This is a genomic window from Streptomyces sp. NPDC048420, assembly GCF_040651535.1.
In the GTDB taxonomy this organism is placed as follows: domain Bacteria; phylum Actinomycetota; class Actinomycetes; order Streptomycetales; family Streptomycetaceae; genus Streptomyces.
The window spans coordinates 142,482-156,823 of record NZ_JBEZKG010000004.1 but is presented as its reverse complement, the minus strand read 5'-3'; the positions used below and the strand labels follow the sequence as shown (position 1 = coordinate 156,823).

Genomic DNA, 14,342 nt, shown 5'->3' with positions numbered 1-14,342 from the left:
GTGGTCGTCGCCGAGGACGTCGAGAACGACGACCCGTACGTGCCCTGACCTGATCCGCAGCTTTCTCCCGGGGTGTTCCTCCTCGTGCCCGTTCGGGCCGGGGAGGGGCACCCTCCCTGTGATGGAGGAGGAGTTCGTGCGCCACGTGTATGTCGGGCCGACGCTCGGGCGGACCGAGCCGTTGCTGTCGGAGCCCGGTGTACGGGTGCTGCCGCCGGTCAGGCACGGTGACCTGTTCGACGCCGCGGTCCGCGAGGGCGACACTGTCGTGATCATCGACGGGGTGTATCACCAGGCGCCGGCGCTGCGGCACAAGGAGATCCTGGCCGCGATGGGCCGGGGCGTGCGAGTGATCGGGGCGGCCAGCATCGGCGCCCTGCGGGCCGCCGAACTCGACACTTTCGGGATGCTCGGCGTCGGCGCCGTCTACACCGCCTACGCCCAGCGGGAGATCAGCGGCGACGACGAGGTCGCGGTCGGCCAGGCCCCCGACGGCGAGGGGCAGGCGCTGACCTGGCCCCTGGTGAACCTGCGGCACGTCCTGGCCCTGGCCCGGGCGGACGGGATCCTCGACGAGGCACGCTCGCAGCGGCTGCTGGCCGCACTGCGCGCCGTCTACTACCCGCAACGCACCACGGCCGCCGTTCGGGCTGTCTGCCAGCGCCAGGGGGAGGGGGAGCTCGCAGGGTGGCTGGACGAACGACGCGAGGCCGACCGGTACTTCGGCGACCTCAAGCGCCTCGATGCCCTCGCCGCCGTCCGCACCGCCCTGGGAGGCCGGATCCCGGCCGGACCGGTGCTGGACCCCGTGACGTGGGACAACGTGTATTTCCGGGGCTGGTCCAACCACTTCGCCCGCCACACCGTGGACGGCACCGGGCTGTCGGCCCGGGACCGGGTGGTCTACCAGCAGGTGTTCGACGAGGACTTCCGGGAGCGGTGGGCTGACGTCCTCGCCCACCGTTCCCGGCATCCAGCCTGTGGCCAGGGCCTCCCGCTGTCCGAACGGCTCCGGCAGGCGACCGGTGGTGTGCTGCCCGCGCACCGGGTCTTCCACCCGGCGCTCGACCTGCGCGATGAGGCGACCCTCGCGCTGCTGTTGGCTGGCGAGACCCGCGAGGATCGCGACGCGATCGCCCGCTACGCCGATGTCCGCGCCGCCTGGCGGCGCGAGCGGGCCGGGGCGAAGGACGTGTCGGACGACCTTGCCCGACGGGTCCTGCTCCTGGTGTGGCGCTGCCGTCCGAGGGCGCTCGATGCGGAGGCGTCGGCCCGCGGCCTGGTCAGCGGCGTCCACGCCGTCGAGGCGGTCAAGCGGCTAGTGCCCGGCTTCCTCGCCGATCAGAAAGTAGGGACTGAGACGGCAGAGGGGGCCTGTGGTGGGCAGTGAGGGCCTGGTGGAACTGGCGGGGACGGTGCGTGCCCGGAGCCCGCAGGACACGTGGGAGCTGCTGGAGGGGCGGCTTGGGGAGTACGGAATCACGCGGGTCGCCGATCTGACCCGCCTAGACTGCATCGGGCTGCCGGTGTGGACGGCGATCAGACCCGCCTCCCGCACCTTGAGCACCTCGCAGGGCAAGGGCTCCACCGACTTGCTGGCGAAGCTGTCGGCGGTGTGCGAGGCGATCGAGCTGTGGCACGTCGAGCAGCCGCTGCCCGTGTCTGCCCACGGCCCCGCGAACGAGGTCGGTGGGCGTTGCCCGTTGACCGCGCTGCCACTGACCGTCCCCTACACCGCAAGCGTGTTGGGCCGGATGGTGTGGGACTGGACGACGGGCAGCGCTCTGGTCAGCGGGGACAAGGTATTGGTGCCCGTGGACGTGGTGCGTCGGCGAGTTCAGCGGCCGGAGTGGAGTCCGGACCTGGTGAGGGCCACCAGCACCGGTCTGGCCTGCGGGAACAGTCGTGACGAGGCGCTCGTGCACGCCTTGTGCGAGGTCGTCGAGAGGGATGTCCTCTACCGCGACGGCCAGTCCGGAGGACAGCGCCGCACGCTCATCGACCCCGTCACGGTGGACGATCCATACGCCCGCGAGGTCATCGGCCGCCTGACGACGGCACAGATGGCGCTGGAGATCTCGCTGGTCGACGGCCCCTACGGGCTGCCCGTCGCCCTGGCCTACGTGTGGTCGGAGGACCTGCCGATGGTGTTCGCCGGCGGCGGCTGCCATCCCAGCGCTGCCATCGCACTCACCAGGGCGCTGACCGAGGCTGCGCAGTCCCGGCTCACCGTGATCTCCGGGACCCGGGACGACCTGCCCAGCGAACCGGCCTGCGCCGACCACATCCCCGCCTTCCACCCCGCTCAGCGCACCGGCCTGGCCGACTGGCAGCACGCCACCGCGCACTACACCCCGGTGTGCGGCGGCTTCGCCGACCAGGTCGCCGAGCTCGCCCGCCGCATCCAGCGCGTCACCCGTCACGAACCGCTCGCCCTGGACCTGTCCGACCCGGCCGCCCCAGTTCACGTGGTGCAGGTCGTGGTTCCGGGCACCCGCTCACGCATCACGAGGACGATGCCGCGATGACCCACCACCCCCTCCCACAAAAAGCCCCCGCCGCAACGCCGGCGTCGGCGGCCGCGTTCGACGCCTGGCACTCCGTCCGGGCGCGCGGTGGATCGCTGGTCGCCCGCCTGTACGCCGAGGCGATGGGCGAGCGCTACCCGCACGAGGTCGCCGCGAACAGCTCGCTGGACTGGCCGCTGCTGGGGATGCTGGTCGCCCGCCTGCAGATGACGCCCGGCCAGCTCCTGGTCGACGCAGGGTGCGGAACCGGCGGGGTTGGCCTGTGGCTGGCCCGAGCCCTGTCGGTCCGCGTGACCGGCATCGACCAGGCGCAGGCCGCCATCACCCAGGCAACCGCCCGCGCCAACCGCTTCGTCGCCGCCGACCGCGCGCTCTTCCGCGTCGCCCGTCTCGAGGACAGCGGCCTGGCCGACGGCTGCGCGGCCGCCGTGGTGTGCGTGGACGCCCTGTCCTTCGCCGCCGACCGGACGGCCGCGCTGCGGGAATTCGGCCGCGTTCTTGCCCCCGGCGGCCGCCTCGCCCTCACCCGTGCGGTACGGCGCGACGCCGAACCGGACTTCGAGGCGCACGCCGGGACGGCCGGGCTGATCCTGGAGCACGTCGACGAGCGCCCCGAGGAACCCGCCACCTGGGAAAGGCTGTTCTGGCTGTGGATCCGTCACGCGGACACCCTCACCCGCGAGCTCGGTGAGGCGGAGGCGCAGAACATGCTGGCCACCGCGAACCGACGGCTCCCGACCCTGCCCGGGCGGCGCGCGGTCCTGCTGACCCTGCGCCGCCCGGTGACAGGCCCCGCGGCCGATATGATGACCGGGCCCGGCCACCCTCACGGCGGGCGCGTACCGGACGAGAGGACCCAGCAGTGAGCCAGCACCCCGCCCGTGCGGCGGTGTTCTCCGCCGGCTCCTGGGGCACCGCCGCGGCGACGATTCTCGCGGACGCCGGCACCAGCGTCGTCCTGCACGCCCGGCGCGCCACGATCGCCGATGCGATCAACACCGGCCACCGCAACCCGGACTACTTCCCGGACGTCGAGCTGCCCGCCTCGCTGACCGCCACGACCGATCCGGCGGCCGCGCTGGAGGGCGCCGACTACCTCGTCCTGTCCGTGCCCGCGCAGTCCCTGCGCCAGTGCCTGACCGCGTGGACGCCCCACATCGGGACCCAGACGCTGATCGTCTCCCTGATGAAGGGCATCGAGACCCACAGTCATCTGCGGGCCAGCGAGATCATCCGCGAGGTGACCGGCGTCGGTGCAGAGCGGGTCGCGGTGCTGTCCGGGCCGAATCTGGCGCGGGAGATCATGGCCCGCCAGCCCGCGGCCGCCACCATCGCCTGCGCCGACGAAGACGCCGCCCGCCGTTTCCAGGCCGCGTGCCACACCCCGTACTTCCGGCCCTACACCTCCACCGACGTGATCGGCTGCGAGATGGGCGGCGCGCTCAAGAACGTCATCGCCTTGGCCGTCGGCATCGCCTCCGGCCTGGGCCTCGGCGACAACGCCACGGCGCTGATCATGACGAGGGGGTTGGCGGAGAGCATCCGGCTGGCCACCGCGATGGGCGCCCAGCCCGCGACCCTCGCCGGACTGTCCGGCATGGGCGACCTGGTCGCCACCTGCTCTTCCCCGCTCTCGCGCAACCGCACCTTCGGCACCTACCTCGGCGCGGGTCTGAGCGTCGACGAGGCCGCCGCCGCGACGAAGCAGACCACCGAAGGCGTCAAGAGCGCGCAGGCGATCCTCGACCTCGCCCGCACCCACGGCGTCGACATGCCGATCACGACCGTGGTCACCGCAGTCCTCACCGGCAAGGTCGCCCTCGACGAAGCCGTCGCCGCCCTCATGCAGCGGCCCCCCAAGCCCGAATAAGCATCTCCACCACCGCCTTCGCCCCTCCTCACTCGGAGGTTTCCTGTCATGCCCGCAGCCTTACTGACCGCTGCTCAAATCGCCGCGACGGCCGTCCTGGTGGCATGGATGATTGCCGGCTTCACCCGCAGGCCCGGCCGCTGGATGCGGTACCCCCTCTTCTCTCGGGCCACCTTCGTGATCATCGACCTCACCGGCACCAAGGACGGGCACAGCGAGCCCGTCAATCCGTACGCGTTCCTGAGCCCGGGCACGTTCCTGCTGCCCCCGCCCCAGCTCCAGGCGGTCGTCGATCACCTGATCCGCGCCGGCCGGTACGACCGGATCGACGGGCGCGGCAGGTGCCTGTCCGTCAAGGGTGAGCAGCCGATCGAGGTGAGGGACAGCCGTGTGGCTCTATGACGCCGTGACCTCCGGTTTCGGCAGCCCGACCGACCCGGGACGGCTCCAGATGTTCCGCATCGTCTACGGCACCGTCCTCGCCGTACGATTCGTGCTCTCCTTCGGCCAGGGCGGCTGGAGGCGGTTCGCACCCGGATCGCTCAGCCTCAACCTTGCCCTCCAGCGGTTCGGCCCCAGCCGCGGACGCCTCCTCGCCAGCGTCTACCGGCCCTTGCTCATCCTGCGCACGGCGGCCGCCCTCGTCCTGGCCGCCGGCCTCGCGCCGCGGTTGTCTCTGCTGCTGGTGTTGGCCGGGGCCGCCATGGAGCTGCTCTACCTCAAGAGCCCCAGCGCCGTACGGTTCACCCTCCTGACCGGAGCGTGCCTGCTGGCCGCCGGAGACCTGGGCCATGGCCTGACCATCGACCACCATCCCAGCACGGCTAACACCTGGGCCCAAGCGCTCCTGGTGCTCGTCACCACCGATCTCTACTGGAACAGCGCCGTGCAGAAGTGGCGCTCCCGCCAGTTCCGCAGCGGTCTCTTCCTGGCCCAGTGGATGCATGCATACAACCAGCTCAAGGACCGCGTCCCCTACCGCCGCCAGCACGCCATCCCTGGCTTTGTCCACCGCCGCACCGGCAACCTCACTACCCGCGACATCCGCTTGTGGCGGCTCGTCGCGGTCACCGTCATCACCGCCGAGATCGTCCTGCCCGTCCTGCTGCTGGTCCCGGCCACCATGCCGTACGCCATCGTCGCAGGCCTCGGGATGCACGCTGCTTTCACCTGCCTCAAACCCCGCCAACTACTGACGTTCTCGGGACTCACCGTCGGGTCGTACATCGCATTCATCTGCTGAAAGGCGTCATGGAAGCACGCTGCCGAAGCTCGCGGGCAACGTCCGCATGGCCGCCCGCTGACGGACCCGCCACCTTTGCGGTCTGAGGATCACCAATTCGTCCAGCCCGGGAGGGGACCAACAGCGTTATGTGACAGTCGTGTTGATGTCGATGGCTGCCTGCTGAGGGCAACGGTTGCGGTGATAGCATTCCCGCGTCCGCGACCTTGATCCACTCAGGTCGGGTGCCATATGGGGGTTGGCTTCCTTGCCGTGACAGCAGCCGTTTGTTGCTGGTGAATGCGCTGTGGATCATCGCGCGATAGATCCGTCGATGTCTGCAACCGTGCCGGGAAAGGCTCCCATGAATCAAGTGGCACTCATATGGTGCCTGGCTTCGGTGGCGGCGATAGCCGTTGCTGCGGTCGTGGCGCTCACTCTACGTAGCCGAGCCCTGAGGGCGAAACTGCGGCGGGCCGAGGCTGACGTGGCGCAGGCGCAAGAAGCCGCTCGGCGTCAGGTAGAGGCTGCCAACAGCCAGTTGGTGCAGTTCCAGCAGGAGCAGGCCGACGTCATCCGAGAAGCTGAGCAGGTCGCCGAGGACAGGACCAAGGGCGTCCTGAAGGGATCGGCCCGGTTCTTGCAGAGTCTCGCCGCGGAGATGACGATGCTCCTGGACGGGATTCAGCGCGAGTACGGAAACCACCCCGTCCTGAAGGACCTGCTCGAAGTGCGCCACGCGAACGCGCAGATGGCACGCAAGGCCGAGGGCATCGCGGTCCTGTGCGGCGGACCGCTCGGCCGCCGCACAAAGCCGGCGAGCATCTACGACGTGGTGCGCAGCGCCCAGGGCCAGATCCGCAACTTCCAGCGTGTGGGCATCATGCAGGGCAGCAATGTCGCGCTGAAGGCGACGGCAGTCACGCCGGTGGCTCTGACGGTCGCGGAGCTGCTGGACAACGCCGCGACGTTCTCGCAACATGATGCGCCGATCGACGTAACGTTCCAGCGAGTGCAAGACAACGTCTGCATCGTGATCGACGATGCGGGCGTCAGCATGAGCGACGAGGACCGACAGGCCGCGATGGAGCTGCTGTCGGGTGAAACACCGCCCCGGCTGGCCCAATTGGGGAACCAGCCCAAGTTCGGCTTCCCCGTAATCGGTCTGCTTGCCCGTCAGCACGGCTTCGGCGTCGATGTCACTGGCGTTTCCCGGTACGGCGGCGTCAGGGCCGTGGTTCGTCTGCCCAAGGAGCTGTGGACCATGGAGGAGACGCCGCCGCCTGCCCAGGACGCACCTGTGAGCATCCGGCGCAACGAGGGCCAGCCCAGGCAGCCGCAGGCGGTTGATCCTGTCGGACGTACCGCCCACGGACTCCCGAAGCGCGGCCAGCGTCAGACGCCCATCGCAAGTGTCACCGACGCCGGTCGCCGGGATGAGTCGTCGCCGGTGCGCGAGGTCGCCCCTAGCCGTTCCAGGCTCGCGGGCTTCCAGCGCGGCACTCTCCTGGGCCGCGAAGATGAGGCATCGCTCGAAGGGTCTGAGGACCGATGACCACCGCAGATCTGTCGTGGATGGTCGAGGACATCGTGGCCAACGTCCCTGGCGCGCTGCATGCCGTCGTGTTGTCCGCGGACGGCATATCCAAGGGCTCGACGGATGGCTTGACCGACGCCGATGTCCGGACGATCTCCGCTGCTATGGCCGGCATGCAGTCGCTCAGCCGGGCCACGGCTCGGTTCGCGGGCCCGGTGCAGAACTGGCGGTGGAATCAGACCCTCGTCGAGTTCGAGGACGGATGGGTCTTCGTGACCGAGGCGGGCAAGGGCGCCTACCTGGCTGCTGCCGCTGCTCCTGATGTTGATTTGGGGGCGATCTCGTTCCGCATGCAACGGCTGGTTGCCCGGCTCGGAGACCAGCTCACCTCCGCACCCCGCGTGAGCGGCGCGGGGGCGGTGACGGTCGATGCCCAGCTGGCCGAGGACGAGACGTCGGGCGGTCAGGGCTTCGTGCTCGCCGAGCTGGACAAGGCAGTTGCCGGGGTCAGGGGAGCACGCCACGCCGTCCTGCTCGGGACCGATGGCTTGCCCAGGGGTACGACGTCGGGCATCGGCAAGGACATGGCGGACATCATCTCCGCTGCCATGTCGGGCCTGGTGGCCTACAGCCGGGCCACGGCACAGTTCGCCGGCGGGCTCCAGGACACGTGGCGGCAGACGCTCGTGGAGTTCAAGCACGGCTGGGTCTTCCTGATCGCGGCCGGCGAAGGCGCCTACCTGGCGGCGTCGGCTGAACACGACTGCGACATCGAGACGTTCGTCTCGCGTCTGGCGGACGCGGTGCCCGCACTGAACGCCGCCTCAGCACCGCAGACAGGGACGGTGGGCCATGCATGACGATCAAGAACCGGCGCTGGAACTGACGTCCGAATTAGTTCCCCTCCATGTGATCGCCGAAGGCCGGGACCTGCCCGCGGACCACGAGTATTCGCGCACCGCGCTCGTGACCGCCCAGGAAGGTACGTCTGCTGCGGCGCGCACGCTCACGCCCGAGGCCCGCAAGGTCATGGACCTGGTCTCCGACGGACTTCTGTCCGTGGCGGAGGTGGCCGGGCGCACCCAGCTGCCGCTGGGCATCGTGCGCATCCTGATAGCGCACCTGGTCGAGGTCGGGCTTGTCTTCGTGCGGCCCCCTTTGCCGCGGGCGGTGTCCCACGACCGCGCACTGCTCCAAGCCGTCATCGACGGCTTGGAGAAGAAGACTCTCGGAGCGTGACATGTACCTGGAACCAACCGTCACCACGGCCGTAAAGGTCCTCGTCGTGGGCCCCTTCGGGGTTGGCAAGACCACGTATATCGGCAGCCTCTCCGAGATCGTCCCCCTCCAGACCGAAGAGGAAATCACCGAGGCCAGCGAGGGATACGACGACCTCGCGAACATGCCGAACAAGACCACCACCACCGTGGCCATGGACTTCGGACGGCTCACTCTCAACGAGCAGCTGGTCCTTTATCTCTTCGGAACGCCGGGACAAGAGCGTTTCAAGGAGATGTGGGAGGAACTGTCGAGAGGCGCTCTGGGCGCTCTGATCCTCGTCGACCCCGACCGCCTCGACGAGGCGTTCCCGGTGCTGGACCTGGTCGAGAAATTCGACCTGCCCATGACGATCGGCGTCAACACCAAGGACGGGACGCCGATGTACGCGTGCGACGAGATACGCGAGGCCCTGCATCTGCCTCAGGAGGTCCCCGTCGTCGACGTCGATGCGCGCGATCAGCAGTCGTCGGCCCAGGCACTCATCACCCTCGTGCAGCACCTCATGTCCACCCTTGTCTAGGAGCCACGGCATGCAGAACCACCCCGACACCACCCCGGAGATCCCGCCCGGCTGCCCCGCACACGGCAACGTTGCGCTGTACGGCCCGCAGTTCGGCTCCGACATCGAGGGCACCTACGAGTACCTGCGCTCGCTCGGCCCGATCGCCCCCGTGGACATTGCGCCCGAGGTCGAGGTCGAGCTGGTCACCAGCTACGACACGGCGCTGAAGATCCTGCACGAGCCCACGACGTTCGTCCGGGACTCCCGCCGCTGGAACGCCCTCAACGAGGGGCGCGTCCCCCCGGACAGCCCGGCCCTGCCCATGATGGGCTACCGGCCCAACGCCCTCTTCGCGGACGGCGCGCGCCACGCTCGGCTGCGCCAGGCCGTCACCGAAAGTCTCGCCACGATCAACGAGCTCCAGCTGGTCCGGCAGGTGCAGCAGTCAGCCGGTTATCTGATCAGCAGCTTCGGCGCCCGCGGGCAGGCAGATCTCATGGCGGACTACGCCGGGCCGCTGCCACTGCTGGTTTTCAGCGAGCTGTTCGGCTGCCCGGCGGAGATCGGTGACCGTGTCATCGCAGGGATCACCGGGATTTTCGAAGGCGCCCCCGGTGCAGACGAGATACTCGGCGCGGCCCTGATGGAGCTGATCGCTCTCAAGCGCCGAAGCCCCGGAGCGGACCTGACGACGCGTCTGATGGTGCACCCCGCCCAGCTCACCGACGAGGAAGTACTCCACCAGCTCGTCACCCTGCTCTCCGGCGGCACCGCGCCGCTGACGGCCGCCATCGGCACCGCAACCGCTCTGTACCTCAGCGAGGACTGGGCCGAAGGGCTTTCGGTCGAGGACGCGGTAGCCCAGACGCTGTGGAAGTACCCGCCGATCGCCAACTACGCGGCCCACTACCCCACCCACGACGTCGAGATCGACGGCAAGACGCTGCGCGCCGGCGACCCGGTCCTCGTCAGCTTCGCGGCGGCCAACAACGACCCCAAACTGGCCCCGCACCGCGAGCAGCTCAGCTCCAAGGCGCATCTGGCGTTCGGAGCCGGGCCGCACGCCTGCCCGGCCAAGGATCCGGCCGTGATGATCGTCATCAGTGCCGTGGAGGCGCTGCTCAACCGGCTGCCCGACGTCGAGACCCGCATCGCGTTCAAGTCGCTCGCCTGGAGCGAAGGACCGTGGAGCCGTTCGCTGGTGACGGTCCCCATCCGGTTCACTCCGCCCCTGGCACGGGCAGCCGCTCCAACTGCTCCCAAGGCGGCGGAGACCATTCGCCCGTCGGTGGCCCCCGCCGCACCTACCGCCTCCCGACCGGCTCACGCTGCACCGGCTAAGGGCCTGTTCAGCCGCTTCTTGGCATGGACGAGGGGCGAGTGACGTAAGTAACCCTATAAGAACACTGTGTTATTGGATGCTTCAATCACCCGGCGGGTACGTATGGCGGCTGTGCTCAGAAAGGGGCCGTCATCGTGGGAAGCGTCACGACTCCATCGTTCGACCGCCGGGCCGCAGTTTCCCTCATCTCCCGTCTGCGGACGGAACGAGGCCAGGACAATCCCTTCCCGATCTATCAGGAACTCCGTAGTCAGGGCGCGGTCATCCCCGCGCCCTGGGGCGGCTACCTCGTGACCAGCTACGACCTGTGCGACCAGATACTGCGCAGCAGTGCCTGGCTGGAGCCCGACAAACCCTGGCGGGAACGGCAAGGACCCCGCACCCGCTGGAGCGCCCCTTCAGCCCGCGAGATCAGCAGCACGCTGCCTGCCCTCAACCCACCGCAGCACACCCGGGTCCGCCGGGCGGCCGGCACCTTCGACCGCGGGACCATCGAGCGGCTGGGCCAGACCGTCACCCAGGCCACCGACCAACTCCTCGACACCCTCACCGACCGACTACGTGACGGAGAAGCCGACTTTGCCGCCCTGGTGAGCGAAGAACTACCGATCGCCACCATCGGCAACTGGCTCGATCTGCCCACCGCCGACTGGCCCAGACTGCGGGAACTGACCCACGAACAGGTCTACACCCAAGAACTACTCCCCTCCGCAAGCCAGCTGGCCCGTTCCGACGTCGCCATGGCCGAATTGCGCGCATACTTCCTGGACCTGGTACGCGACCGGCGCACCCGCCTGCGCGAGGATCCCGTGTCACGGTGGATCACAACATGGGACGCCCTCGAACCCGACCAGGACAAGGCCGACCAAGAGGTCTACTACCTGGCCCTGTTCGTCCTGCTGGCGGCCCTGGAGACCACCTCCACCCTGCTGTCGACGATGACGCTCCTGCTGGTAGAGAACCCGCGCCACTGGGACCTGGTCGCCTCCGATCCCGACGAAATCGTGCCCGCTTTCGTCGAGGAGACGCTGCGCTACGACCCTCCCACGCATGTGATCAGCCGTGTCTCCGCGTCCGACTGCGTCCTGGACAACGTCCAGATCCGCAAGGACGACATGGTCCACCTCATGGTGGGCGCCGCCCACCGAGACCCGGCCAAGCACTCCCGTCCCGGACGTTTCGACCCCCACCGCAGACCCGCCCATCTCGCCTTCAGCGGAGGCATCCACTACTGCCTCGGCGCCCCGCTGGCCCGGCTGGAGGCTCAGACCCTGCTCCGTCAACTGATCAGTCGCCTGCCCCGCCTCACCCTCGTGCGCCCACCATCGAGGGCGCCCCGGGTGGCCTTCAGGCGTCTGCTGAACCTGGATGTCGTCATCGCATGAACGAAACTCCCACGCCTCTCACCACGACCGCGCGCGACGTCATACGCGTCGAGCAGGACGGGCCCGTGCTTCGCGTGCAGCTCAATCCCTCCCAACACAACGACACGTTGAGCATTGCGGTGGTGGAGGCCCTCACCGACGTGCTCGACGACCTACAGCCCGACGTCCGGGTGCTGATCCTGTCGTCCCTGGGCGAGGACTTCTGCACTGGAGCCGATCGCGGCGAATACGCAGCCGCTCTCGCCACAGACCCCTCGGGCGCCACCCTGCGACGCATCGGCGACAAGGCCCACCGCCTGTGCCAGGCCCTGGAGAGCACCCAAGCCATCACCATCGGACGACTCCACGGCGGCGTCCTCGGCGCTGGCCTCGCGCTTGCCGCCTACTGCGATCTGCGGGCCAGCGCCGACACCTGCCGGTTCCGCATGCCGGAGGTAGGAGTAGGTCTGCCGCCTGCCTGGGGAGGCGCCATGGGCCGTCTGATCTCGGAGGCTGGTGTCGCGCGAATCCGCGAACTCATGCTCACCTCCGCCGAGTTCGACGCACCCACCGCACACCGTCTTGGGCTCCTCCACCAGGTGACCCCCTTGGATCAGTTGGACCACGTCATCGAGAGATGGACAAAGCCACTGCTGCGGCGCTCGCACGAGGCCATCGTCCTGACCAAACGCATGCTGGCCGGCTACTCCCGCGCCGACCGAGCCTCTGACGTCGCCCTCCTCGATTCCCACCTCCTGACGTCACAAATCGTTCGGATGCGATAGGAGCTGTCCAGCGTGTGGAGGGCTTCGGTACGATGGACGCGGTCTGCCAACAGCTGGGGAGGGCCCGAACATGCTCGACGTCGCCACATCCGGCAGCCCCACGGAAGGCTGAGAGGTGCCCGAGGGTGAGGAGGGGCCGGACCTGGCCTTGTACGGCTGGGACGACGAGCCGCGCAGGAGGCGGTCACGGCGCGACCGGGCGCGCCCGGCGCAGGTACCGCCGCTGGCCCCGGCCGACGTGGAACTGATGGCCGTGGACTACCACGCGATCAGGGGCTATCTGGCGCTCCACGGCGGCACGTGGCATGACGGCGAGGCCCGGCTGAAGCAGATGCTGTCCGGGGCCCTGGGCAAGCGCGTAGCGTGCCAGCGGAAGGGCAGGCGGGCAGCCTGGCAGCTGAAGCTGCCGCAGCCCGGCTGCCAGGCGGCCCACGTGCTCGTCTTCAAGGCCAGCAAGATCGAGTGGTACGGCGTCAACCAGATGAAGCGCTGATGCCCTCCCCCTCATCTGCGTGGATGGAGGGGAGTCGCGACAACCTTCGCCGACCTGACCAACGCGGACGCCCGGGTCGAGGCCAAGCGGCTGGCCGCCCACTGAGGCCATGATCGGTCCCACCCTGGACGCGGCCGAGTGCCTATGGCTCGTTCAGGGCACAGCTCACGGAACGTAGAGCAAGCGGTGGGTGTTGCAGTCGTCCCGCTGTCCTCCGTTGACCACGTGAATGATCTTGTTGTGCGCGGCCGAGGGTGATGACACCGCTGTCGGTCCGGCTCCCTCAGCGGGCGCCAGTGCCTCCCTCAGGAGTGGAGGGACCAGCAGACGCATCACGGCCAGTACCCGGCCGAATCCATCAACCCAACCCATGGACTTGAGCTGATCGCCAATGAGAAGGCTCCTCTCGACATCGTCGAGGGCCTCGGCGAGCGCCACATCGGAAGCCCTTCCCTTCCTCGCCTGCTCCAGTAGGCGATGACATGCTGCTGCTCGCTCCAAGTAGCCTTCTTCGTCCTCCAGGAGGTACAGGCTCGCTAGCGGTCGGCCTCGTGGATCGAGCAGAGCGAGTTCCTGCGGTGTCTCCTCGGGCCGCACAGGGGTCATCTGGAGTCCGACCGGAAGGCGGCTTGATGTCGCCCTCGCATGAACGAAGCCCCCGCTCCTTCCGTCCCGGTCTCTCATGAGCCCATACGCGTCGAGCAGGAAGGGGCCGTGCTCCACGTGCGGCTCAACCCCTCCCGGCACGACGACACACTGAATATCGCCGTCGTTGAGGCCCTCACCGATCTGCTCGACGACCTGAACCCCGACGTCCGTGTGCTGATCCTCTCGTCGCTAGGCGAGGACCTCTGCACGGGAGCCGATCGCCACGAGTACACGACCGCCCTCGCCATGGACCCGACGGGCGCCACTCTACGGCGCATCGGCGACAGGGCCCACCGCCTGTGCCAGGCCCTGGAGAGCACCCAAGCCATCACCATCGGACGACTCCACGGCGGTGTCCTCGGCGCCGGCCTCGCACTCGCCGCCTACTGCGACCTTCGGGCAGGCGCGGACACCTGCCGGTTCCGCATGCCGGAGGTCGGGGTGGGGCTCCCGCCTGCCTGGGGAGGTGCCATGGGACGCCTGATCTCCGAGGCTGGCGGGAGCGAGGATCCGCGAGCTCATGCTCACCTGCGACCAGTTCGACGCGTCCGTTGCCCACCGCCTCGGTCTCCTCCACAAGGTGGCTCCCCTCGACCAGCTGGACCAGATCATCGAGGCCTGGACGCGACCGCCGCTGCGGCGCTCGCACGAGGCCCTCGTGCTGACCAAACGCATGCTGGCCAGTTACGCCCGCGCCGACCGTACGGCCGACGTCGCCCTTCTCGACTCCCACCTCCTGACGTCCCACCTCGCCCGGATGGGATAGGTAC

General features: G+C 69.0%; 15 protein-coding genes and 1 pseudogene. 15 read left to right on the top strand and 1 reads right to left on the bottom strand.

Annotation, left to right across the window (positions count from 1 at the left end):
* Window positions 1–121: 121 nt before the first annotated feature.
* From AB0D34_RS08115 to AB0D34_RS08050, 14 genes are all read left to right on the top strand, one after another.
* The gene (locus tag AB0D34_RS08115; protein WP_362658259.1) at window positions 122–1,390 is read left to right on the top strand and encodes a TfuA-like protein; all 1,269 of its coding nucleotides are present in this window, start codon (window positions 122–124) and stop codon (window positions 1,388–1,390) included.
* On the top strand, window positions 1,380–2,528 hold the full coding sequence (locus tag AB0D34_RS08110; RefSeq protein ID WP_362658256.1) for a YcaO-like family protein: 1,149 nt from the start codon (window positions 1,380–1,382) through the stop codon (window positions 2,526–2,528). Before AB0D34_RS08115 ends, AB0D34_RS08110 begins: the two co-directional genes overlap by 11 nt.
* Entirely contained in the window at window positions 2,525–3,394 is an 870-nt protein-coding gene (locus AB0D34_RS08105; protein WP_362658253.1) for a class I SAM-dependent methyltransferase, read from the top strand. Before AB0D34_RS08110 ends, AB0D34_RS08105 begins: the two co-directional genes overlap by 4 nt.
* Window positions 3,391–4,398, top strand: a complete 1,008-nt coding sequence (locus AB0D34_RS08100) for an NAD(P)H-dependent glycerol-3-phosphate dehydrogenase (protein WP_356592428.1) — start codon at window positions 3,391–3,393, stop codon at window positions 4,396–4,398. Before AB0D34_RS08105 ends, AB0D34_RS08100 begins: the two co-directional genes overlap by 4 nt.
* Before the next feature lie 48 nt (window positions 4,399–4,446).
* Complete coding sequence (locus AB0D34_RS08095) at window positions 4,447–4,800, top strand: hypothetical protein (RefSeq protein WP_362658250.1); 354 nt, start codon at window positions 4,447–4,449, stop codon at window positions 4,798–4,800.
* Window positions 4,787–5,641, top strand: coding sequence for a hypothetical protein (locus AB0D34_RS08090; RefSeq protein WP_362658248.1), 855 nt, complete (start codon window positions 4,787–4,789; stop codon window positions 5,639–5,641). The genes AB0D34_RS08095 and AB0D34_RS08090 overlap by 14 nt, the downstream gene beginning before the upstream one ends.
* Window positions 5,642–5,984: 343 nt before the next feature.
* On the top strand, window positions 5,985–7,175 hold the full coding sequence (locus AB0D34_RS08085; RefSeq protein WP_362658245.1) for an ATP-binding protein: 1,191 nt from the start codon (window positions 5,985–5,987) through the stop codon (window positions 7,173–7,175).
* Window positions 7,172–8,017 (top strand): roadblock/LC7 domain-containing protein, encoded by an 846-nt coding sequence (locus AB0D34_RS08080; protein ID WP_362658242.1) that lies wholly within the window; start codon window positions 7,172–7,174, stop codon window positions 8,015–8,017. The genes AB0D34_RS08085 and AB0D34_RS08080 overlap by 4 nt, the downstream gene beginning before the upstream one ends.
* A complete protein-coding gene (locus AB0D34_RS08075) occupies window positions 8,010–8,396 on the top strand; it encodes a DUF742 domain-containing protein (RefSeq protein WP_362658240.1) in 387 nt (128 codons plus the stop codon). The genes AB0D34_RS08080 and AB0D34_RS08075 overlap by 8 nt, the downstream gene beginning before the upstream one ends.
* 1 nt (window position 8,397) lies before the next feature.
* A complete protein-coding gene (locus AB0D34_RS08070) occupies window positions 8,398–8,958 on the top strand; it encodes an ATP/GTP-binding protein (RefSeq protein WP_362658237.1) in 561 nt (186 codons plus the stop codon).
* A gap of 10 nt (window positions 8,959–8,968) precedes the next feature.
* On the top strand, window positions 8,969–10,324 hold the full coding sequence (locus AB0D34_RS08065; protein WP_362658234.1) for a cytochrome P450: 1,356 nt from the start codon (window positions 8,969–8,971) through the stop codon (window positions 10,322–10,324).
* Window positions 10,325–10,416: 92 nt separating this feature from the next.
* Entirely contained in the window at window positions 10,417–11,667 is a 1,251-nt protein-coding gene (locus tag AB0D34_RS08060; protein WP_362658231.1) for a cytochrome P450, read from the top strand.
* Window positions 11,664–12,431 carry an enoyl-CoA hydratase/isomerase family protein gene (locus AB0D34_RS08055; RefSeq protein WP_362658228.1) on the top strand — a complete coding sequence of 256 codons (768 nt, stop codon included), beginning with the start codon at window positions 11,664–11,666 and terminating at the stop codon, window positions 12,429–12,431. The genes AB0D34_RS08060 and AB0D34_RS08055 overlap by 4 nt, the downstream gene beginning before the upstream one ends.
* Window positions 12,432–12,546: 115 nt before the next feature.
* The gene (locus AB0D34_RS08050) at window positions 12,547–12,924 is read left to right on the top strand and encodes a hypothetical protein (protein ID WP_362658225.1); all 378 of its coding nucleotides are present in this window, start codon (window positions 12,547–12,549) and stop codon (window positions 12,922–12,924) included.
* 165 nt (window positions 12,925–13,089) lie between these two features.
* Here the strand turns inward: AB0D34_RS08050 and AB0D34_RS08045 are convergent, their stop codons facing one another.
* Window positions 13,090–13,647 carry a hypothetical protein gene (locus tag AB0D34_RS08045; protein WP_362659074.1) on the bottom strand — a complete coding sequence of 186 codons (558 nt, stop codon included), beginning with the start codon at window positions 13,645–13,647 and terminating at the stop codon, window positions 13,090–13,092.
* Here AB0D34_RS08045 and AB0D34_RS08040 point away from each other — a divergent pair.
* Window positions 13,570–14,338, top strand: a pseudogene (locus AB0D34_RS08040) (enoyl-CoA hydratase/isomerase family protein). The gene AB0D34_RS08045 and the pseudogene AB0D34_RS08040 overlap by 78 nt on opposite strands.
* Window positions 14,339–14,342: the final 4 nt, after the last annotated feature.